Annotated in this window: 17 protein-coding genes; 6 read left to right on the forward strand and 11 right to left on the reverse strand. The window is 74.0% G+C overall.

The genetic code is table 11. The features are described 5' to 3' along the window. Positions 1–280 precede the first annotated feature (280 nt). The 3 genes from ettA (at position 281) to ACIQWA_RS20535 (ending at position 3,248) form a co-directional block, all read left to right on the forward strand. A complete protein-coding gene (gene ettA / locus ACIQWA_RS20525; RefSeq protein ID WP_360242625.1) occupies positions 281–1,945 on the forward strand; it encodes an energy-dependent translational throttle protein EttA in 1,665 nt (554 codons plus the stop codon). A gap of 109 nt (positions 1,946–2,054) precedes the next feature. Further along, the gene (locus tag ACIQWA_RS20530) at positions 2,055–2,498 is read left to right on the forward strand and encodes a thioesterase family protein (RefSeq protein ID WP_360242622.1); all 444 of its coding nucleotides are present in this window, start codon (positions 2,055–2,057) and stop codon (positions 2,496–2,498) included. A gap of 39 nt (positions 2,499–2,537) precedes the next feature. Next, positions 2,538–3,248, forward strand: coding sequence for a hypothetical protein (locus ACIQWA_RS20535; RefSeq protein WP_402484342.1), 711 nt, complete (start codon positions 2,538–2,540; stop codon positions 3,246–3,248). Positions 3,249–3,255: 7 nt separating this feature from the next. Here ACIQWA_RS20535 and ACIQWA_RS20540 read toward each other — a convergent pair whose 3' ends face one another. The 10 genes from ACIQWA_RS20540 to ACIQWA_RS20585 form a co-directional block, all read right to left on the reverse strand. Continuing rightward, positions 3,256–3,660, reverse strand: coding sequence for a globin (locus tag ACIQWA_RS20540; protein WP_360242616.1), 405 nt, complete (start codon positions 3,658–3,660; stop codon positions 3,256–3,258). 127 nt (positions 3,661–3,787) lie between these two features. Next, positions 3,788–4,930, reverse strand: a complete 1,143-nt coding sequence (locus ACIQWA_RS20545; RefSeq protein ID WP_402484344.1) for an ABC transporter permease — start codon at positions 4,928–4,930, stop codon at positions 3,788–3,790. After that, positions 4,927–5,844 carry an ABC transporter ATP-binding protein gene (locus ACIQWA_RS20550; protein WP_360242610.1) on the reverse strand — a complete coding sequence of 306 codons (918 nt, stop codon included), beginning with the start codon at positions 5,842–5,844 and terminating at the stop codon, positions 4,927–4,929. Before ACIQWA_RS20550 ends, ACIQWA_RS20545 begins: the two co-directional genes overlap by 4 nt. A gap of 156 nt (positions 5,845–6,000) precedes the next feature. Further along, on the reverse strand, positions 6,001–7,140 hold the full coding sequence (locus ACIQWA_RS20555; RefSeq protein WP_402484346.1) for an FHA domain-containing protein: 1,140 nt from the start codon (positions 7,138–7,140) through the stop codon (positions 6,001–6,003). Positions 7,141–7,224: 84 nt separating this feature from the next. After that, positions 7,225–8,580 carry a VWA domain-containing protein gene (locus ACIQWA_RS20560; RefSeq protein WP_402484348.1) on the reverse strand — a complete coding sequence of 452 codons (1,356 nt, stop codon included), beginning with the start codon at positions 8,578–8,580 and terminating at the stop codon, positions 7,225–7,227. A 94-nt stretch (positions 8,581–8,674) separates the two neighbouring features. Then, a complete protein-coding gene (locus tag ACIQWA_RS20565; protein WP_402484350.1) occupies positions 8,675–9,997 on the reverse strand; it encodes a protein phosphatase 2C domain-containing protein in 1,323 nt (440 codons plus the stop codon). Positions 9,998–10,000: 3 nt separating this feature from the next. Next, positions 10,001–12,577 (reverse strand): tetratricopeptide repeat protein, encoded by a 2,577-nt coding sequence (locus ACIQWA_RS20570; protein ID WP_402484352.1) that lies wholly within the window; start codon positions 12,575–12,577, stop codon positions 10,001–10,003. Positions 12,578–12,582: 5 nt separating this feature from the next. Beyond that, positions 12,583–13,953, reverse strand: a complete 1,371-nt coding sequence (locus ACIQWA_RS20575; RefSeq protein ID WP_360242595.1) for a hypothetical protein — start codon at positions 13,951–13,953, stop codon at positions 12,583–12,585. Between the two features lie 252 nt (positions 13,954–14,205). Next, a complete protein-coding gene (locus ACIQWA_RS20580) occupies positions 14,206–15,180 on the reverse strand; it encodes a glutamate ABC transporter substrate-binding protein (protein ID WP_402484354.1) in 975 nt (324 codons plus the stop codon). 17 nt (positions 15,181–15,197) lie between these two features. Then, positions 15,198–16,511 (reverse strand): hypothetical protein, encoded by a 1,314-nt coding sequence (locus ACIQWA_RS20585; RefSeq protein ID WP_402484356.1) that lies wholly within the window; start codon positions 16,509–16,511, stop codon positions 15,198–15,200. A gap of 560 nt (positions 16,512–17,071) precedes the next feature. Here ACIQWA_RS20585 and ACIQWA_RS20590 point away from each other — a divergent pair. Next, positions 17,072–17,647 carry a nucleosidase gene (locus tag ACIQWA_RS20590; protein ID WP_402484358.1) on the forward strand — a complete coding sequence of 192 codons (576 nt, stop codon included), beginning with the start codon at positions 17,072–17,074 and terminating at the stop codon, positions 17,645–17,647. A 57-nt stretch (positions 17,648–17,704) separates the two neighbouring features. Then, complete coding sequence (locus tag ACIQWA_RS20595; RefSeq protein ID WP_402484360.1) at positions 17,705–18,220, forward strand: DinB family protein; 516 nt, start codon at positions 17,705–17,707, stop codon at positions 18,218–18,220. Between the two features lie 113 nt (positions 18,221–18,333). Here the strand turns inward: ACIQWA_RS20595 and ACIQWA_RS20600 are convergent, their stop codons facing one another. Next, positions 18,334–19,266 carry a sigma-70 family RNA polymerase sigma factor gene (locus tag ACIQWA_RS20600; RefSeq protein ID WP_402484362.1) on the reverse strand — a complete coding sequence of 311 codons (933 nt, stop codon included), beginning with the start codon at positions 19,264–19,266 and terminating at the stop codon, positions 18,334–18,336. Between the two features lie 104 nt (positions 19,267–19,370). Between ACIQWA_RS20600 and ACIQWA_RS20605 the strand changes: the two genes are divergently transcribed. Then, the gene (locus ACIQWA_RS20605; protein ID WP_402484363.1) at positions 19,371–20,198 is read left to right on the forward strand and encodes an SDR family oxidoreductase; all 828 of its coding nucleotides are present in this window, start codon (positions 19,371–19,373) and stop codon (positions 20,196–20,198) included. Positions 20,199–20,229 lie beyond the last annotated feature (31 nt).

The raw sequence follows: 20,229 nt of genomic DNA on the forward strand, positions 1-20,229 counted from the left end.
CGAACCGCCTGAGCGGTGCTCCGGGAGGCACTGACCTCCCGGAGCCCTGAACGAGCGGAACCCGGCCCGGCTCCCCGCACCAGCTGCGGGGAGCCGGGCCTTCGCGCTTCCCGGCCCCGGCCCGGTACGGCCGCACCGGTATCCGCCGCACCGGTACGGACACCCCCGGCGCGGCGGATACCCCGGTGGGGTCATCCCGGCGGTTCGGGGCTCCCGGCCGGGTGCGGCACAATGGAACGCTGCAAGACGAATACTCCCGACGACGCCGGAGCGATCTCACGTGGCGGAATACATCTACACGATGCGCAAGGTGCGCAAGGCGCACGGAGACAAGGTCATCCTTGACGACGTGACGCTCAGCTTCCTCCCCGGGGCGAAGATCGGCGTCGTGGGCCCCAACGGTGCCGGTAAGTCCACCGTGCTGAAGATGATGGCCGGCCTGGAGCACCCCTCCAACGGCGACGCCTTCCTTTCGCCCGGCTACACCGTCGGCATGCTCCTCCAGGAGCCCCCGCTCGACGAGACCAAGACGGTCCTGGAGAACGTCCAGGACGGCGTCAAGGAGATCAAGGGCAAGCTCGACCGCTTCAACGAGATCGCCGAGCTGATGGCGACCGACTACTCGGACGCGCTGCTCGACGAGATGGGCAAGCTCCAGGAGGAGCTGGACCACGCCGAGGCCTGGGACCTGGACGCCCAGCTGGAGCAGGCCATGGACGCCCTGGGCTGCCCGCCCGGCGACTGGCCGGTCACCAAGCTCTCCGGTGGCGAGAAGCGCCGCGTGGCGCTCTGCAAGCTGCTGCTGGAGGCCCCCGACCTGCTGCTGCTCGACGAGCCCACCAACCACCTGGACGCCGAGTCGGTGAACTGGCTGGAGCAGCACCTGGAGAAGTACAAGGGCACCGTCGTGGCCGTCACCCACGACCGGTACTTCCTGGACAACGTCGCCCAGTGGATCCTGGAGCTCGACCGCGGCCGCGCCTACCCGTACGAGGGCAACTACTCCACCTACCTGGAGACCAAGCAGTCCCGTCTCAAGGTCGAGGGCCAGAAGGACGCCAAGCGCGCCAAGCGGCTCAAGGAAGAGCTGGAGTGGGTCCGCTCCAACGCCAAGGGCCGCCAGGCCAAGTCCAAGGCCCGCCTCGCCCGTTACGAGGAGATGGCGGCCGAGGCCGACAAGATGCGGAAGCTGGACTTCGAGGAGATCCAGATCCCGCCGGGCCCGCGCCTGGGCAACGTCGTCATCGAGGTCGAGAACCTCAACAAGGCCTTCGGCGAGAAGATCCTGATCGACGACCTCAGCTTCACCCTGCCGCGCAACGGCATCGTCGGCATCATCGGCCCGAACGGCGCCGGCAAGACCACCCTGTTCAAGATGCTCCAGGACCTGGAGACCCCGGACAGCGGCACGGTCAAGGTCGGCGACACCGTCAAGATCAGCTACGTCGACCAGACCCGCTCCAACATCGACCCGAAGAAGACCCTCTGGGAGGTCGTCTCCGACGGTCTGGACTGGATCAACGTCGGCCAGGTCGAGATGCCGTCCCGCGCCTACGTGTCGGCCTTCGGCTTCAAGGGCCCGGACCAGCAGAAGCCGGCCGGCGTGCTCTCCGGCGGTGAGCGCAACCGCCTGAACCTGGCGCTCACCCTCAAGCAGGGCGGCAACCTGCTGCTCCTCGACGAGCCCACCAACGACCTCGACGTCGAGACGCTCTCCTCGCTGGAGAACGCCCTGCTGGAGTTCCCCGGCTGCGCCGTGGTCATCTCCCACGACCGCTGGTTCCTGGACCGAGTGGCCACCCACATCCTCGCCTACGAGGGCGAGAGCAAGTGGTTCTGGTTCGAGGGCAACTTCGAGTCGTACGAGAAGAACAAGATCGAGCGACTGGGCGCCGACGCCGCCCGTCCGCACCGGGCCACGTACAAGAAGCTGACCCGAGGCTGACACCCAGCTGTCACAACGGCCCGGCAGACTGCCCCCCGGGGCGGCCTGCCGGGCCGCGGCCCGTCACCGAGGTTCGGCGGCGGGCGACCGGACACCGAGGAGAACACCCGTGGCTCGCCACATCTACGCCTGCCCGCTGCGCTGGTCCGACATGGACGCCTTCGGCCACGTCAACAACGTGGTCTTCCTGCGCTACCTGGAGGAGGCCCGGATCGACTTCATGTTCACCCAGGCCGCCGAGGCCGGCGCCGGGGAGTTCGCGGGCGGCTCGGTGGTGGCCCGCCACGAGATCGACTACAAGCGCCCGCTGGTGCACCGGCCGGAGCCGGTCACCGTGGAGACCCGGGTGACGCACATCGGCAGCGCCTCGCTGACCGTCTCCTACGACATCAAGGACGTCCACGAGGACGGCTCCGAGACGGTGTACGTCCGGGCCTCCACCGTGGTGGTGCCCTACGACCTGGCCGCGGGCCGGCCGCGCCGGATCTCGCCGGTGGAGCGGGAGTTCCTCTCCCGGTTCATGGACGAGGCCCCGGTCGGCGCGGCAGTCTGAAAGTCCCTGGACCTCCGAACCGATTCGAGCTGAGCAGCGTTGACCGTCACCGCCCGCCTCGCCCTGACCGACACCGGTGAGGCCGCCGACCTCTCCGCCTTCCTGCTGCGCCTGCTGCGCTTCGACAAGGCGGCGGCCGTGCGGCTGCAGGCGGTCGACCCGGCCGCGGCGGACGGCGGGCTGTCGGCGGACGGCGTGCTGGCGGTCTTCGGACGGCTGCCGCTGGGCGAGTCCGGCGTGCTGGCGATCCGCACCGCCCGGCTGGACGGCCTGGACGAGCCGGTGGACCTGACCGTCTCCGCGGGCCAGTTGCTGGACGGCGTGGACGCCGACTCGGGCGCCGTCGCGCTGCCCGCGCCGGTGACCGGTCCGGCCTGGGCCGGGCTGCTGCCGCCGCGGGTCGGCTGGCGGCCGGTCGGGACCCCGCCGGCGGCCGAGGTGTGCCGCGAACTGATGGCGGCGGTGCGGGAGTTCCGCGAGCGCAGTGAGGCCGTCCCGGCGCACCACCGCACCCGCGCGGTGCTGGACCGGCTGGCGGATGAGGTGTGGTCCCGCCCGGTCGCGGTGCTGCCGGAGCTTCCGCTGCGCGCCGTGCACGCCTCGTACCGGATCGGTTTCCTGAGCCCCGAGGCGCCGCTCTCGGTGCACCGGGCGGGCGGCTGGCTGCGGTTGAGCTCCCCGGTGGGCTCGGTGGTGGTACGGACCGCGGCCGCGCCGGGCGCGGGGCTGGGCCTCAGCCCGCTGCGCTAGCGACCGCTCAGCCCGGGGTGTTGATCATCGAGGCGGCGGCGTAGGTGAGGTAGTCCAGCAGCTGCCGCTCGTGCTCGGCGGGCAGTTCCAGGCTCGCCACGGCGGCCCGCATGTGGGTGAGCCAGGCGTCGTGGGCGGCCTTGTCGACCTTGAACGGGGCGTGCCGCATCCGCAGCCGCGGGTGACCGCGCCGGTCGCTGTAGGTGCGCGGGCCGCCCCAGTACTGCATCAGGAACAGCGCCATCCGCTCCTCGGCCGGGCCGAGGTCCTCCTCGGGGTACATCGGCCGCAGCAACTCGTCCTCGGCGATGCCCTCGTAGAAGCGGCGGGTCAGGCGCCGGAAGGTGGCCTCACCACCGACCTGCTCGAAGAAGGTCTCCTCGCTGAACGTGCCTCGTCCGATCTCTGTCACCCGACCATGGTCGCAGACGCCGACGGGGTCGTACACCGGGACCAAAGGCGTACGACCGCGTCGGGGTTCAACGACGTTCAGCGACGTTCAGCGACGTCCACCGACGTTCAGTGACGTCCGGCGACGGCTACGCGTCCTCCCACTTGAACAGCTTCCAGGCGATGCCGGTGAACACGGCCGCGAAGAGCAGCAGTCCGCCCATGGCGGGCAGGGCGTCCATGACGCCGCCGCCGCGGGTCAGCACCGACTGGGCGGCCGACACCAGGTGCTTGAGCGGCATGACCTGGGAGACGGTCCTCAACCAGCCCGGGGCGCCGTCCAACGGGAAGAACGAGCCGGACAGGAAGGACATCGGCAGCACGATGAGCTGCGAGATGCCGTTCGCGGCCTCCTCGGTCCTGGCGACCGAACCGGCCAGCAGGCCGATCGACATGAAGGCGAGCGTCGCGCAGCCCACCAGCGGCAGGATCAGCCACCAGTTGCCGGTGAGCTTGAGCCCGAAGAAGCTCGTCGCGACGATCAGGAAGGCGGTGGTCTGGAGGAAGGCGGTCACCAGCGAGACCACGATCCGGGAGCTGACCACCGCGCCGGCGCTGACCGGGGCCAGTCGCAGGCGCCGCAGCACCTTGGACTTGCGCCAGCCGACCAGGGTCAGCGAGGCGCCGAAGACCGCGCCGGTGGCGACGGCCCAGCCGAGCAGGCCGGGGGTGAGGAACTGGATCGGCTTGAGCGACTGGTCCTCGACCTGCTGGGAGTCCAGCACGTAGGCGGCCGGCTGGTGGGTGGCGGCCTGGTTGGCGCTCTGGACGATCGAGTTGAGGATGCCCTGGACCGCGCCGGCCTTGACCTGGTCGGCGGCGGTGTAGCGCAGCTCCACCTTGCCGTCCGGGCCCTGCTCGATCATCGCGTCGAAGTCGCCCTTGCGGACCTTCTCCAGCGTGCCGGCCTCGTCGTCGGTCCTGGTGATGCTGAGGACCTTGTCCAGGCCGGCCCGCTGGTCGCCCTGGATCGAGTCGAACAGCTTGACCGCGCCGACCTGGGCGACCTTGGCGTGCGGGCTGGAGGAGCCCTTGGAGACGGAGCCGAAGAAGACCAGGAAGACCAGCGGGAACAGCAGGATGAAGAAGGTCGCGGTGCGGTCGCGCTTCATCCCGAGCAGCATCGCGCGGGACAGGCTCCAGAACGCGCTGACCCGCTCCCGCCCGTCGGCGGAGCCGGTCGAACCGCCGCGCTGGGCGGGGACCTTCGGCTCGGTGGAGGTGCTGGTCATGCGCGGAACTCCCGTCCGGTCAGCTGGAGGAAGACGTCCTCCAGGGTGGCACCGCGCACTTCGAGGCCGCGCAGCGCGTTCTGCTCGGCGAGGACGCTGAGCACCGGGGCGGGAAGGCGGGTGGAGACGGAGAGCGAGACGGTGTCGTCCTCCAGCTGGGCGATGTCGGCGCCGGCCGCGGCCAGCAGTTCGCGGGCCCGCTCGACCGGCAGCTGGCCGGAGGCCACGCTGATCCGGACGGTGTCGTCGATCTCGCGGATCAGCGCCGCCGGGGCGCCGGTGTGCAGGACCTTGCCGTGGTCCATGATCGAGACCCGGTCGCAGAGCACCTCGGCCTCGTCCAGGTAGTGGGTGGTCAGGACGACGGTGCGGCCCTCGGCGTTGATGTCCCGCAGCAGGTCCCAGAGGTTGCGGCGGGCCTGCGGGTCGAGGCCGGCGGTGGGCTCGTCCAGGAAGACGAGCTCCGGGTCGTGCGCCAGGGCGCAGGCGATCGACAGGCGCTGGGCCTGGCCGCCGGACATCTGGTCGGTGAGGGTCGCCGCCTTGTCCGAGAGTCCGACCCGCTCCAGCATCGCATCGGCCCGCTTGGGGCCGACCCCGTAGAACGACGCGAAGGTGTGGATCGTCTCCCGGGCGGTCAGCTTCCGGAAGAAGGCGGAGGCCTGGAACTGCACGCCGATGCGCGGCAGCAGCTTCGGGTTGCGCGGCCAGGGGGCCATCCCCAGCAGCTCGACCCGGCCCTCGTCGGGCTTGCGGACCCCTTCCAGGATCTCCATGGTGGTGGTCTTCCCGGCCCCGTTGGGACCGAGGATCCCGTAGAACTCGCCGGCCTCGACGGTGAGCGACACCCCGTCGACGGCCTGCACATCCCCGTACCGCTGGCGGATGCCGTCAGCGGATATAGCAGCAGTCATGAAGCCAGAGAATAGGGCTCACGGGGCGTCTTGTGCACACCGTGGACGGGAATTTGTGGATTCCCTGAGGAAGGCAGGAAAAAAGCCGGGCCGGGCGAAATACGAATTCCGCCCGGCCCGGCCGGAGTTGCCCCTGACGGACGCTCAAGGTGCAGGTCAGGCGCGGTGCACCGTGATCGTCGTCCAGGCGCCGATGTGGATCCGGTCGCCGTCTCCCAGGGGGACTGCGGTGTTCGGGGAGATCGGTTCCTCGCCCCCGTTCACGGTGGTTCCGTTGGTCGATCCCTGGTCCACCAGAACCCAGCTGCCGTCCGCCTGTTCGGCGAGCAGCGCGTGCTGGTGCGAGGCGCCCGGGTCCTCCGGCGGCACCGACAGGTCGATCTCCGGGACGGTGCCCCGGTGCTGGCTGCGCCGGCCGATCCGCAGCTGGCCGCGGCCGGTCAGCGGGATCCGGCGCTCGGGGCAGTACGGCGGGAAGAACAGGCCGGCCGCCTCGGGGCCGCTGCGGGCCATCATGTCGGTGAAGTAGTCGCGGTCGGCCGAGACCACCGCGATCCAGTTGGCGCGCACCGGTTCGGCCGGGGCGGGCTCCGGCCGGGCGCCGGGCTGGGGCTGCGGCGGGGCCAGGTGGAAGGACGTGCCGAAGTCGCCGCCGCGGGTGTTCGGGCCGGGGCCGGCGGGCTGGGCGTACACCGGGCCGGAGTCCTCGCGGACCGGGGCCTCCGGGAAGGCGCCTTCGGGCGGCGGGTAGCCGTAGGTGTGGGGGTACTCCGGCTGCTGCTGGTACTCCGGGGCCTGCGGCTGGTGGGGTTGGTGGGGTTGGTGGGGCTGGGGCTGCGGGGCCGGGGCGCCGCCGTAGGCCGCCGGGATGTTCAGCGGCGGGGGCTGGGCCGGGCCGGGCGCGGGCGCGCCGCCGGCCGGCGCCTGGCGGCCGGGGGGCGTGGACAGCTCGTAGTCGTAGCCGCACTCCTCGCAGAACCGCCCGGTCTGCGGGCTGCGGCAGATCGGGCAGACGGCCAGGCCCTCGGTGAGTCCGGGGGTGCCCGGCGGCGGGTAGCCGCCGGGCGGCGGGTACGCCCCGGGCGGGGGCGGCGGCACGGACCCCGGCGGGGCCGGCGGGGGCGGCGGCGCGCCGAAGCCGGCACCGCCGTGCTGCGGGTGTCCGGCGGGCGCTCCGGGCGCGCCCGGGTAGCCCCCGTGGGCGCCGGGCGCCGGGACCGGTGGGGTCATCGGGAAGCCGCAGAAGTCGCACCAGTCCTCGGCCTGCGACTCGTGGCCCCTCGGGCAGATCGGCATCAGGTCCCCCTCGTTTCGGGCCGGTGCGGTGCGGCTTCGCGCCGGGCGGCCGGCCCGATCACGTCTACAGCGGTCACTTCGCGGTCACTTCTTCACACGTACCGTCTTGGTCGACCGGGTCTCAAGGGTCATCGAGTCGGCCTCGCTCACGTTCTTACGGAACCGAACCGTACCCTCCTTCGGGTCCACCACGTCCACCACCTTCTGCAGCAGCTTGAAGGTGCCCTCGTTGCCGGTCGCGTGGGCGATCCGGACGGCGGCGCCGAGCTTGGCGGTGGCGGTGTCGACGTCGCCGGAGCGGTGGGCCTCCAGGCCCTCCTGGATGGAGGAGGCCAGCTCGGCCTGCCCGGTGTAGTGGGCGACCTGGGGGCTGATCCGGGTCGAGGAGGCGAGGTCGTCCGTCCAGACGGCCTTCACCAGGCCCTGGCTGAGCACCTCGGGGGTGCCGCCGCCGACCTGCGGGGGCAGCACCAGGCTGATCCGGGCGGCGAGCATCTCGTTGCCGACCGAGGCGGCCGGGACCTCGACGCAGACGTGGTAGTCGCGGCTCTCGTCGCCCCAGGAGCCGGTGGGGTAGTCGCCCGCCCGCGGACCGGCCTCGGCCCGGCGGCCGGTGAGGTCCTCGACGGCGGGGGCGACCTGCTTGACGAACTTCACGGCGGCGTTGGCCGGGGTCCAGATCCGCAGCGCGACGTCGGCGACCTGCTTGCCCATCGCGCCGGTCATCATCGAGCGGAAGTCCTCGGCGAGGCCGGAGGGCTCGGCGACGATGTCGGTGGTGCCGAGCAGCGCGGAGGAGATCTTGCGCAGCTCGTCGATCCGCCAGTCGGTGCCGACGCCGCGGCAGTCGGCGGTGAAGTGCCCGGTGACCCGCTCGATGGTGCGGGCGAGGTCCTCGGCGGACTCGTGCTCGTTGTTGCCGTCGGTGAGCAGGATGGCGTGCCGGATGGCGATGTCGCGGCGGGTGAGGAAGAGCTTGTCGGCCTTGGCCAGCCAGGTGCCCATGGCGGTGCCGCCGGCCGCGGTGAGGCGGCGCAGCGACTCCTTGGCCTGCTCCCGGGTGACCGCCGAGGCGGTGGCCAGGGTGCCGTCGCCGGGGTAGATGTCGCGGGCCTCGTGGGTGCCGGCGACGACGGCGAAGGCGGTGCCGTCGCGCAGGGCGTCGATGGCGGCGGCGGTGGCCTCGCGGGCGCCGTTGATCTTGGTCTTGGGATAGTCCATCGAGCCCGAGCAGTCGACCAGGATCACCACGGCCGCGTTGGCGTCGCCGCCCTGCGGACCGGCGTCGGCGAGCCCGAGCGGGCGGCCGCCGGAGGTGCCGCCGCCGGTGGAGGTGACGGTGACGATGGCGTTGACCTCGCGGGCGCCGTCGGCCAGGTACTCGTTCTGGAAGATCTCCACGTCGAACCTGGGCAGGTTCGGCTTCGCCAGTGTTGCCATGGGGCGGTGGCTCCCGTCGGGTGAGGGGTGGATGTGATCAGGTCGGTGGGGCGGGCCGGCGGACGGGGCCGTCGGTCCGGTCGCGCGGAACCGGTCAGGCCGTCGGCGGGTGCGGCGGCTGCGGCGGAACGGGCGGGACGGGCGGGGCGACGGGGGGTGCGGGCGGCGCCGGCGGGACGGCCGGGGCCGGAGCCGGAACCGGAGTCGCGGCCGGGGGCAGCGGGGCGGCGGCGGAGCCGATCACCGGGAGGTCCGGCAGGGTCGGGTCGTGGTCCTCGTAGTCGTCGTCGTTCCCGGCGGCGGCCGCCGGCCTGATGACCTTGAGGTCCAGCGCGGTCGGCGTCTCCACGATCTCCGCCAGCGCGGCGGCGGACGGTTCGATCGGCAGCACGGCGACCGTGATGTTGTCGTGCCCGCCGGCCGCGACCGCGAACTTGACCAGGGTCTGGGCCGCCAGGAGCGGTTCGGTGCGGGCGTCCGGGCGGACGAAGTAGGCCAGGTCGGTGGCCGCCTCGGCGTAGTTCCACAGCCCGTCGGTGCAGATCAGCAGCACCCCGGGGACGTGCGGGGTGAAGTCGAGGGTGTGCGGCACGACCTCCTCGGCGTCGGCGCCGAGCCAGCCGGTGATCGCGTGGGCGCGCGGGTCGGCGTAGGCCTCGGCCTCGCCCATCAGCCCGGCCTCGACCATCCGGGCGGCCCAGGAGTCGTCCTGGGTGAGCCGGAAGGGTTCGGCGCCGGCCCGGTCGTCCGGGATCCAGTAGGCCCGGGTGTCGCCCACCCAGCCGATGGTGACCCGGCCGCCTGCCGCGATCGCGCTGACGTAGGTGCAGGCGGGCGCGTTGACGTCGGGCCTGGTCGGGCCGGCGCCGTCGGTGGCGAGGTCGGCGACGGCCTTGGCGGCGTCCGCGATCGCCGTGCGCATCGCGCCCTCCGGGTCGCGGCCGGCCTCCAGGGAGGTCAGCAGCGACTCGGAGGCGGCGTCGACGGCGGTCTCCGAGGCCTCGTCCGGGCGGTCGGAGGAGGAGACGCCGTCGCACACCACGGCGACCACGACCGGCTCCCCGCCGGGCAGCGAGGTGGCGGCGACGGTGAAGGAGTCCTCGTTGCGGTGGTGGCGCACGCCGCGGTCGCTGACCCCGGCGACGCCCGCGAGCGCCTTCTCCATGTGGTCGCGCGGGCGCGGCTGGGCGCTCCCGCAGCCTTCGCAGTAACCGTCCTCGGTGACCTGCGCCTGCCCGCAGTTGACGCAGACCGGCCCGCGCTGCGGCGGGACGGCCTCGCCGCGGGCGGCGGCCCAGCTGGCGGGCATCGCGCCCGGGGCCGCCCGGCCGTCCCGGCCGGCCCCGCAGCGCCCGCAGTAGGCGTCGTCAAGGTCCATCGGCTCGGAACAGCTCGGGCACTCGGTCTGCTGCGGCATCGGCTACACCCACGTCCTGGGGCGGGCCCGGTTGGCCCGTTCCACCATCTCGATCCTGGTCTCGGCCCGGTCGGCCAACCGGGCGAGTACCCGATAGGACTGTTCCAGGGCGAAGCGCAGTTCCCGCTCCACGGCGGGACGTCCGAGGACGACCAGGCCGGCGCCCTGCGGAGCGCCGGTCGAGCCGGCGCCGACCCAGTCGAGGGCCGCGCCGAGCACCTCGACCGAGAGCTCCTCGCGGCGGCGGTCGTCCAGGCGCAGCGCCGTCAGCTGGTCGGAGCCGGCCGCGAGGTCGACGGCGAGCGGGTCGGTGGCGGCCCGTTCGCGCAGCCGGGCGCGGACGGCGGCGATCCGGGCGGCGGTGTACTGGCTGGAGGTGGCCGGGACGGACTCCAGCACCCGTACCGCGCCGGGCCGGTCGTCCTCGGCGAGGCGGACCCGGGCCAGGCCGAAGGCGGCGCTGAGGTAGGCCTGGTCGGTGGTCCAGACGAGCCGGTAGAACTCGGCCGCGTCGCCGCCGTCGCCGAGCAGTTCGGCGCAGATGCCGAGGGCGAGCTTGGGGGCGGCCTCGCCGGGGAAGGCGTCGTAGACCGCGTCGAAGGCCTCCGCGGCCGCCCGCAGGCCGGGCTCGGCGGCGGCCCCGTCGGGGGCCTCGGCGCGCCCTTCGGCTCGGGGCGTGGCCCCGACCAGGGCGACCAGGCCGCGGTACCAGACCACCCGCCAGTCGTCCGGGTGGTCCTGCTCCAGCTTCGCGAGCTCCTGCACGGCCGTGCCGTGGCGCCCGAGTTCGAGCAGGGCGCGCAGTTCGCGCAGCCGGCTCTCGACCGAGACGGCGGGGGCGCCGCCGAGGGCGGCGAGCGCCTCCTCGGGGTCGGCGGCGAGCAGGGTGGCGAGGAAGCCGGCGTTGGGGTCGGCCGGGTCGACCCGGGGGACGGGCAGCGCGAGGGCGGCGGCGGCCGGGTCGAGAGCGGCCACCCGGAGCCGGCCGGGCTGCTCGGTGGGCAGCACCAACTCGGTGTCCACGACGCGCAGTTCGGGGCCGAAGAGGGTGGACGGCGCGGGCCGGGGCCGTTCGTCCTGGAGGGCCAGGACCTCCCGCAGCACGCCGGTGAGCTGGTCGGCCATCTCCTCGGCGGAGGAGAACCGGCGGGCCGGGTCCGGGTCGGTGGCGCGGACCAGGAAGCGGTAGTAGGACTCGTACCGGGCGAAGACCTCGACGTCCTCGGGGCCGGGCAGCGAGTCGCGGTAGGTGGTGCTGTAGCCCTGGAAGTCGAAGGTGAGCACCGCGAGGGTGCGGGCCACGGTGTAGAGGTCGGAGGCGGGGGAGGGGCCGTCGGTGGCGATCTCGGGGGCCTGGTAGCCGATGGTGCCGTAGATCGCGCCGTCGTCGTCGAAGCGGCGGACCGCGCCCATGTCGATGATCTTGAGCGTGTCGCCGCTCTGGATCACGTTGTCGATCTTGAAGTCGCAGTAGATCAGGCCCCGGCTGTGCAGGTAGCCCAGGGCCGGCAGTGCCTCCAGGGCGTACGCGATCGCCTGCTCGACCGGCAGCGGCTCGCGCCGGCCGTCCGGGGTGCGGCGGTCGTTGGCGATGTCCTTGAGCGACTTGCCGCCGACGAACTCCATCACGATGTAGCCGTCGGTGGAGCCGGTGCGCAGGTCCGGGTGCTCGGCGAAGTTGATGATCCGGACGATGTTCGGGTGGTCCACCTCGGCCAGGAAGCGCCGCTCGGCGACGGCCGCGGCCAGCGCGTCCTCGTCCCCGGTGTCCAGCAGGCCCTTGAGCACCACCCACTTGTCGTTGACCCGCCGGTCCACCGCCAGGTAGATCCAGCCGAGCCCGCCGTGCGCCAGGCAGCCGACCACCTCGTACTGGCCGCCGACCAGGTCGCCGCGGCGCAGCTTGGGGGTGAAGGAGTACGGCGTGCCGCACTTGGTGCAGAAGCCGTCCGGGCGGCCCGGCCGGCCGTTCTTCTCCCGGCCCACCGGGGCCTCGCACTTGGAGCAGTACCGCTTGCGCTCCGGCACCTCGGGGTTCGCCAGCACCGCCTGCGCCGGGTCGGCCGTCTCCACCGTCGGCACGGTGACCAGGCCGGCGCCCAGCCGGTTGCGGGTGCCCGCGCTGACGCTGCCGCGGGTGGAGCGCACCGAGACCGAGCGGCTGCTGCCGGTGCGGGTCGAGCGGTGCGAGCGGGAGCGGCCGGACATCGACCGGGCGGAGCCGGTGCGGGCCGACAGCGAGCGGATCGAGGCGCTGGGGGCGGAGTCCGGGGTGACCCGGGCGGACGGCAGGTAGGGCTGGGTGACGCCGGTGTCGCCGCCGGGCGGGGTCAGGCCGCACTCGTCGCAGTAGCCGTCCGGGTCGATGGTGCCCGAGCAGTCCCGCGGGCACGGCGAGCCGGGCCCGGCGGTGGTCGGTCCGGCGGTGGTCGGCCCGGTGGCGGTCGGTGGGGCGGCGCCGGCCGCGGCCGGGGGGACCGTGGTGGCCCCCACCGGGGTCAGCCCGCACTCGTCGCAGTAGCCGTCCGCATCGATGGTGCCGTTGCCGGAGCACTCCGGACGCACGCACGTCTCGCCCATCAACCTCAGCCCCCCTGTACCTGTCCGTCGACCGGCGTCTGGCCGGCCGTCCCGTGTGCCTGCGCGCCCTCGGAGGCCTCGGCCTGGGCCGGGCGCAGCGACTGCTGGAAGCGGGCCACCGCGGCGGCCGCCGCCCGCAGGTCGCAGGGCGCGCTCCAGAGCAGCCAGCGCGCCTTCTCGTACCGTTCGATCACTTCCGGGTCCTCGGCGACCCGCATCCGGGCCGCCATCGCCTTGTAGGCGTCCAGCCGGCCGCGCAACTCGGCCCGGACGGCCAGCGGCTGGGTCACCTCGGTCAGCGATTGCCGGGCCCGGGCCAGCTCCTTGGCGGCGGCGTCCTCCAGCGCGTCCAGCAGCGGCGCCAGCCGGCCCCACTGCCCGGCCTGGCGCAGGTCCAGGGCGGTGACGATCCGTTCGCGCAGCGCCGAGGCCGGCCCGGGCACCGCGGGGACGTCGCTGGAGGCTATCTTCGCCAGCACCTCGCCGCGGGCCCGGCGGGCCTCGGCCAGGGTGGCGTCGGCCCGCTGGAGCAGGTCGCCGACGCCCTGGAGGCGCTCCTCGGCGTCGTCGCGCAGCCGCAGCAGGTTCTCCAGCTCCAGCCGGACGCCGTCCAGCGCCCGCCCGGCCCGGTCGAAGCGCTCGGTGTCCACCACCCCGGCGGGGGAGGCGAAGGCCTCGCCGTCCGGGACGGTGCCGCGCTGGGCGGGCACCCGGGCCGGGCGCCACAGGGCCAGCGGGTCCTCGCGGACCTCGGTGCGCAGTTCGGTGAGGTCCCGTTCCAGCCCGGCCAGGTCGTCGCCCAGCGGGTGGCCGCCGGTGCGCACGCCGAGCGAGGCGGCCAGGGTGTGCACCCGGTGCAGTTCGGCCAGCAGCAGGTCGATCCGGGCCGGCAGGGCCGACCAGACCGCGTCGGCGGCGCTGACCACCTCCAGCACGGTGGCGTACCAGGAGTTCATCCGGGCCATCAGGGCGTCCAGGCTGATCCGCTCGACCAGCTTGGCGGGCGCGCCCAGCAGTTGCGGCCCGTCCGGCACGGCGCCGCCCGGGACGGTCACCGCGTCGCCCGTCAGCAGCTCGGTCAGTTCGGCGAGTTCGGGCCCGCCGGGCTTGGCCTTGCGGGCCCGGACGGCGCGGGCCGAGGCGAGCGCCTCGGAGTAGCGGTCGAACAGCGCCCAGAGCAGCGGCAGCCCCTTGCCGGCGACGGACCAGCGCTCCAGGGTGCGGCCGGACAGCTCGGCGCCGTCCAGCAGCCGCAGGCCCGGGTGGTCCTGGAGGGCGAGCAGCGCCGACTCGACCGCGTCCCGCTCCGCGCCGAGGCGCGCGAGCGCGCGGTCCACCTCCTCCCGGCTCAGTACCGGGCCAGCCGATGCCGCCACCGCGGTGTCCTTCCTTCCTCGCGTGCGATCCCGCCGTGTGCGACGTGCGATCCCACGACAACCCCCGTGTCCACCACCGGTCTCCCCGTGGTGATCGTCCCGAACCCTAGCCGGTGGCCGTTCGGGCGGTGCGGGCGCGGGGCGTCAAGACGGCGTCAACGCCCCGCGTCCGCGGTGCTCCCTGCGCGCTGCGGTGCTCGGTACGGCACCGAGCGCTGCGCCCGGTGCGGTGCTCAGCGCGGTGTCCAGTGCTCAGTGCGGGACGGGCCAGTAGTGCTCGGCGTCGTTGAGCATGTACGGCTTCAACCAGCGGTCGTAGCTGCGCCCCCAGTCGCCGCTCGCGTGGTAGTCGGCCAGCACCTGGTTGACCCGCGCGGTGAGGTCCGGGCTGCTCTTGAGCATGGCGACGCCGACCACCTCGGGCTGCACGTCGCCGTCCACGATCCGCACGGTCTGGTCCTGCGCGGCCTGACCGGCCGCCAGGCCGTCGTCCGTCATGGTGGCGTCGACCTTGCCGAGCTGCATCAGGACCAGGCAGTCCAACTGGTTCTCCACCACCGTCAGTCGGGCCTTGGCGTCCTTCCTCGCGCCCTTGGCCGGGTCCATCACGTCGGCGGCCGTCGAGCCCTTGGCGACGCAGACGTTCCTGCCGCCGATCGCCTCGTCCAGGTTCTTCGCCGGGGAGGTCTTCGGCACCAGCACCCGCTGGGAGATGCTGAAGTACGGCTTGGAGAAGGCGACTTGCTCCATCCGCTTGCAGTTGACGGTCATGGTGCGGACGATCAGGTCGACCCGGCCCTTCTGCACCGCGTCGACCCGGTCGGCGGTGGCGACCGGCTTGAGCACCACCTTGTCCGGGTCGCCCATGATGGCGGTGCCGATCGCCCGGGCCAGGTCGATGTCGAAGCCCTCGATCTGGCCGGTGTTCGGGTTGCGGGCGCCCCAGCGGTAGCTGTTCTGGTCGACGCCGATCACCAGGCTGCGCCTGGCCTTGATGGCCTTCACCGCCGGGCCGTCCGCCGAACTCGGCGGCACGCTGCCGTAGATGTCGCAGGAGTCGGACTGGTCCTGGCCCTGCTGGACGGCCTGCGGCGCGCTGGCGGTGGTCGCGGTGGTGGCCCCGGTCGGTGCGGCTCCGGAGGGGCCGCCCCCGCCGAGCACGGCCGCGCAGGCGGCCAGCACGGCCAGTGCGGCGGCGCTCCTGGTCGGTACGGTCGTGGTGCGCATGAGTGTCCGTTCCCCCTCTACCGGTACTCGGCGAGTCGTCGGCCCAGGCCGCGCAGCGCGGCGGCCGCGGCCACCAGGCCGAGCACCGCGGCGGCGCCGGCCGCCAGCCGGAGGTCCCCGGCGGTGCCGTCGGCGTAGGCCGTGAAGCGGGCCTGCTCGGCGTCGGCGGCCTGGGCCAGGGCCCGGTCGGTGGCGTTGAAGGCGGCGTCGGCGGTCTCGGTGGTGTCGGTGGCGGACACCGTCGCGTTCAGGGCGCCCTGGTAGTCGGCGTTGTCGACCTCGGCCGAGCGCGCCTTGCGGTACCGGTCCTGCCAGACGTCGTACTGGTCGGCGGCGGTGGCCAGCGACGGGCCCGCGGCGGCGGGGGCGAGGATCAGCGCGTTGGAGAGCGTGCCCGCCCGGTCGCGCATCGGAGTGCCCTTGCCGGCCGTCCCGGCCAGGCGCTTGGTGACGTCGTCGTACTGGGTGGCGTAGGTGGCGGTGGAGCCGCGCGCGACCAGGTTCAGGTTCTCCGCCAGGCGCGCCGTCAGCACGTCCACCCGGGCCGAGTTGAGGGCCTGGAGCGGGAAGGCCCCCTCGAGGTCGCTCTGCTTCAGCGCCGAGCCGGTGGTCAGCCCGGCCACGGCGAGCCAGAGCGTGCCGGCCAGGACGGCGGCGGTGGCGCCCAGCAGGCCGACGTTGAACACCCGGTTGGTGCGGCGGAACAGGGTCAGCTGCACCCAGCCCAGCGCGGCCAGGGTGAGCACCGCCAGGCCGTACGCGGCCCAGGGGGTCGACCGGGCCGCGGCGTAGTCCGTCACCAGCTCGTGGTTCTCGATGGTGTTCAGCTCGGCGGCGGCCGGCAGCAGGACGGTCTGCATCTGCTCGGAGGCGTACCGCAGGTAGGCGCCGCCGAGCGGGATGCCCTGCCGGTTGTCGGCCCGCGCGGATTCCACCAGACCGGCGTACACCGGGAGTTGCTGGTTCAGCCGGGAGAGGGAGTCCTGGGCCGGGGAGGTCGAGGTGGTCCGGGCGGCGGCCTGGGAGATCAGCTTGGCGGCCTGGGCGAGGTCCTGCTCGTAGCGGGCCCGGACGTCCTTGGGCTCGGCGCCGGCCAGCAGGAAACCGGAGGCCGCGGTGGTGGCGGCGTCGGCCAGTGAGCGGTGGATCTCGGCGGCGTCCCGACTGAGCGGCTGACTGTACGAGACCACCCGGTCGGCGGCCTGCGCCCTGGTCTCCAACTGCCAGGCGGTGAGCCCGCCGAAGGCCACGGTCAGCACCGCGAGCACCACCCCGGCGATCCGCAGCCGCCCCGGGGGCGTGCGGGTGGCCTGGGCCAGCCGGGCGCGCACGCCGCGCTCCGGCGCGGTGGCCCGGGGCCGCCGCGCGGGCGGCGCGGCGCCCGGTCTCGGCGCCGTCGGACCGGGGAACGCCGCTCCCCCGGGTGCCGGTGCGCCCGGGGCCGTCGTCGGTGCGCCGAACGCCGCCGCCCCCGGTGCGGCCGGCGGCGTGCCCGGTCGTGCCGGGAACGCGGCGCCCGGTGCGCCGTTGCCTACTGGTGTCGCCACCCGCCTCATCCTCCCCTGGGGCCGACCCGTCTCCCCGGGCCCGACCGATGGCAGCAGTATGGCCGTGACTCCCTCCGACCACACCTGACTTGCGCCGATCTTGAGCATGTCGTGCACGGTTTCCGCACGTCTCCGTACGCCTTCGCACGCCTCCGTACGTCTCCGCACGTCTTGTGCCGGTTGACACCGGTTGTCCCGGGTTGTCGCCGGTTGGCACCGGTCGGCGCCGGTCGCACCGGCCGGACGGAGAGGTGGCGCCCGCTGCGACGCCCGCCGGGGCCCCCGCGGTTCCGCACCGCGCTGCCGCCGGGCCGGGCACCCCCGTGCTCCGTACCATGGGCCCCATGCGACTGCTTGGAACGATCTCGCCCGACCGCCCGCTGCTCGTCGTCGCGGTCCGCGAGGAGGCCGCCCACCTCGACGACCGGCTGCCCGTGCTGCTCACCGGGATAGGGAAGGTCAACGCCACCGCGGCCCTGGCGACCGTGCTGGCGCGGGGCGAGCTCCCGTCCGAGGTGATCAACCTCGGCACGGCCGGCGCGCTGCGCCCCGGCTGGGAGGGCATGCACCACGTCGTCCAGGTGATCCAGCACGACCTGGACACCGCGGCCCTCCAGCACCTCACCGGCCGCAGCTACGGCGCCCCGCTGATGGTCGGCAAGGGCGAGGGCCCCGTGCTGGCCACCGGCGACCTGTTCGTCGACTCCCCGGAGGCCAAGGAGCGGCTCGCCGGGCACGCCGACCTGGTCGACATGGAGGGCTACGCCGTCGCGGCCGTCGCCCACCGGGCCGGAGTGCCGGTGCGGCTGGTCAAGTACGTCAGCGACGAGGCCGGGGACGGCGCGGCCCGCAGCTGGCAGCAGTCGGTCGACGGCTGCGCCCGGCACCTCGCGGACTGGGTGCGCGCGCAGGGCTGGTGACGGCCTGTCGGGTCGCGGGGCTCTCGGGGCGTCGGTCCGGCTGGCTAGGGTGGCGCGGTGACCGAGAACACCGCGCCCAGCCCGCGCCCCGACGTCCGTCCGCCCTCGCTGAACGCCGATGAGCGGACCACCCTGCTGGCCTTCCTCGACTACCTTCGCGAGGCCGTGATCGGCAAGGTGGCGGGCCTCTCCGACGAGGACGCCCGGCGCCCAGGGGTCGCCTCCGGCACCAGCCTGCTGTGGCTGGTGCGGCACCTGACCGTGGTCGAGCACAACTGGTTCGAGTACGCGTACGGCGGGCTCGGGGAGCCGGCCCAGTCGGCGGACGTCCCGTCGGCGGAGGTCTCCACGGCCTCGGCGGTCGCCGCCTACCGGGACGCGATCGCCCGGGCGAACGCGGTGGTCGCGGCCGCCCCGGACCTCGACCGGCCGGGCGCGCGCTCGCTGCGGCCCGACGCGGTCGAAGGGCCGTCGCTGCGCTGGGTGCTGGTGCACATGATCGAGGAGACCGGGCGGCACGCCGGGCACGCGGACATCATCCGGGAGCAGCTGGACGGTGCCGTCGGGCGGTGAGGCCGGGCGGTGAGGCCGGGGGTGGGAGGCCGGGGGTGGGAGGGCGGTTCGCCCTCCCACCCCCGCCGGTTCATCCGCGGTGGGTCGCCGTCGGTCCCGGAAGGCCGAGAGCGTCAGTCCCGGAAGGCCGAGAGGTCGAAGGCCGCCAGCCGCTCCTGGTCGGCGATCACGTCGATCTCGGTGATCACGCCGGCCACGACGGTGAACGCCATGATCGACAGCGCCCGGCCGTTGTCGCCGATGACCACCGCGCCCGCGGTGCCGTTGACCAGCGCGGGGCGGGCGAACGGCGCCAGCTTGCCCCACATCGCGGCCTGCCCGGCCACCGCCCTGGCGCCGGTGAGCACCATGGTGTGGCGGGCCAGCACGGCGCCGCCGTCCGAACGCAGCACCACGTCCGGGTCCAGCACGGCGACCAGCGCCTCCAGGTCGCCGGTGCGGGAGGCGGCGAAGAAGGCGTCAACGGCCAGCCGCTGACGGCCCGGGTCCCGGTCGGGCGCGGGCTGCGCCTGCACCTTGCGGCGGGCCCGGCTGGCCAGTTGGCGGGTCGCGGCCGAGGTCTTCTCGATCAGCGGGGCGATCTCCTCGAACGGCACCGCGAACAGGTCGTGCAGCACGAAGGCGACCCGCTCGGCGGGCGACAGCGACTCCATCACCACCATCAGGGCCAGGCCGACCGAGTCCGCGAGCATCACCTCCTGCTCCGGGTCGACCACCCCTTCCCGGCGCAGCAGCGGGTCCGGCAGCCGCTCGGGGCCGCTCGCGCCGTCCGGCCCGACCGGCTGGAGCGGCTCCTCCCGGCGGGCGGCGCGGTCGCGCAGCAGGTTCAGGCAGACCCGGGACACCACCGTGGTCAGCCAGCCGCCGAGGTTGGCCACCTCGGCGGTGTCGGTGCGGTCGAACCGCAGCCAGGCGTCCTGGAGCGCGTCCTCGGCCTCGCTGATCGAGCCGAGCATCCGGTAGGCGACCGCGCGCAGGTGCGGGCGGTGCTCCTCGAAGAGCGCGGTCCGGGTAGATCGCTCATCGCTTCCGACTGTTCCGTCCACCGTGTCACATTCCTTCGTCGCCTCGGGTCAGGGCAGCAGGAGCCACCCAACAACGGGGGCGGCGGGGAGATCAACTCCCGGCCAGGGACGAAACGGAGACGATCATGACGAACAACCCGGTACTGGTCACCGGCGGCACCGGCACCCTGGGCCGGCAGGTCGTACCGCTGCTGCGCGCGGCGGGGCGGCCGGTGCGCGTGCTGAGCCGGCGGGGGCGGGCGGCGGAGGACGGCGCGGTCGGGGACGGCGCGGTCGGGGACGGCGCGGTCGGGGACGGCGTGACGTACGTGCGCGGCGACCTGCTCGGCGACGAGGCCGAGGCGGCCGCCCGGCTGGACGAGGCGCTCAGGGGAGTCGGCACCGTGCTGCACCTCGCGGGCGGCCCCAAGGGCGACGACGAGGCCACCCGGCGGCTGGTCGCGGCCGCCCAGCGGGCCGGGGTGCGGCACCTGGTGTACATCTCGGTGATCGGCGCCGACAAGGTGCCGCTCGGCTACTTCCGCGCCAAGCACGCGGCCGAGGAGGCGGTGACCGGCTCGGGCCTGCCGTACACCGTGCTGCGCGCCGCGCAGTTCCACGACCTGGCGTTCGCCGTGGTCGAGAAGATGGCCAAGCTGCCGCTCCTGCCGGCCCCCGGCGGGGTCCGCTGGCAGCCCGTGGACGCGCGCGACGTCGCGGCCCGGCTGGTCGAGTTGGCGCTGGACGGGCCCGCCGGCCTGGTCCCGGACCTGGCCGGGCCGACGGTGTACGAGATGGACGAGCTGACCCGGGCGTACCTGACCGCGCGGGGCCGCAGCCGCCGCCGGCTGCCCGTACGGGTGCCGGGCAAGGTCGGGCGCGCGTACCGGGCGGGGGCGAACCTCACCCTGGCCGGGGCCGAGCACGGGCGGCGCACCTGGGAGGAGTACCTGGCCGAACGGCTGACGGCCTGAGGTGTCCGAGGGGCGCCGTAAGGTGTCCGGC

This window comes from Kitasatospora sp. NPDC098652 (genome assembly GCF_044760155.1).
In the GTDB taxonomy this organism is placed as follows: domain Bacteria; phylum Actinomycetota; class Actinomycetes; order Streptomycetales; family Streptomycetaceae; genus Kitasatospora.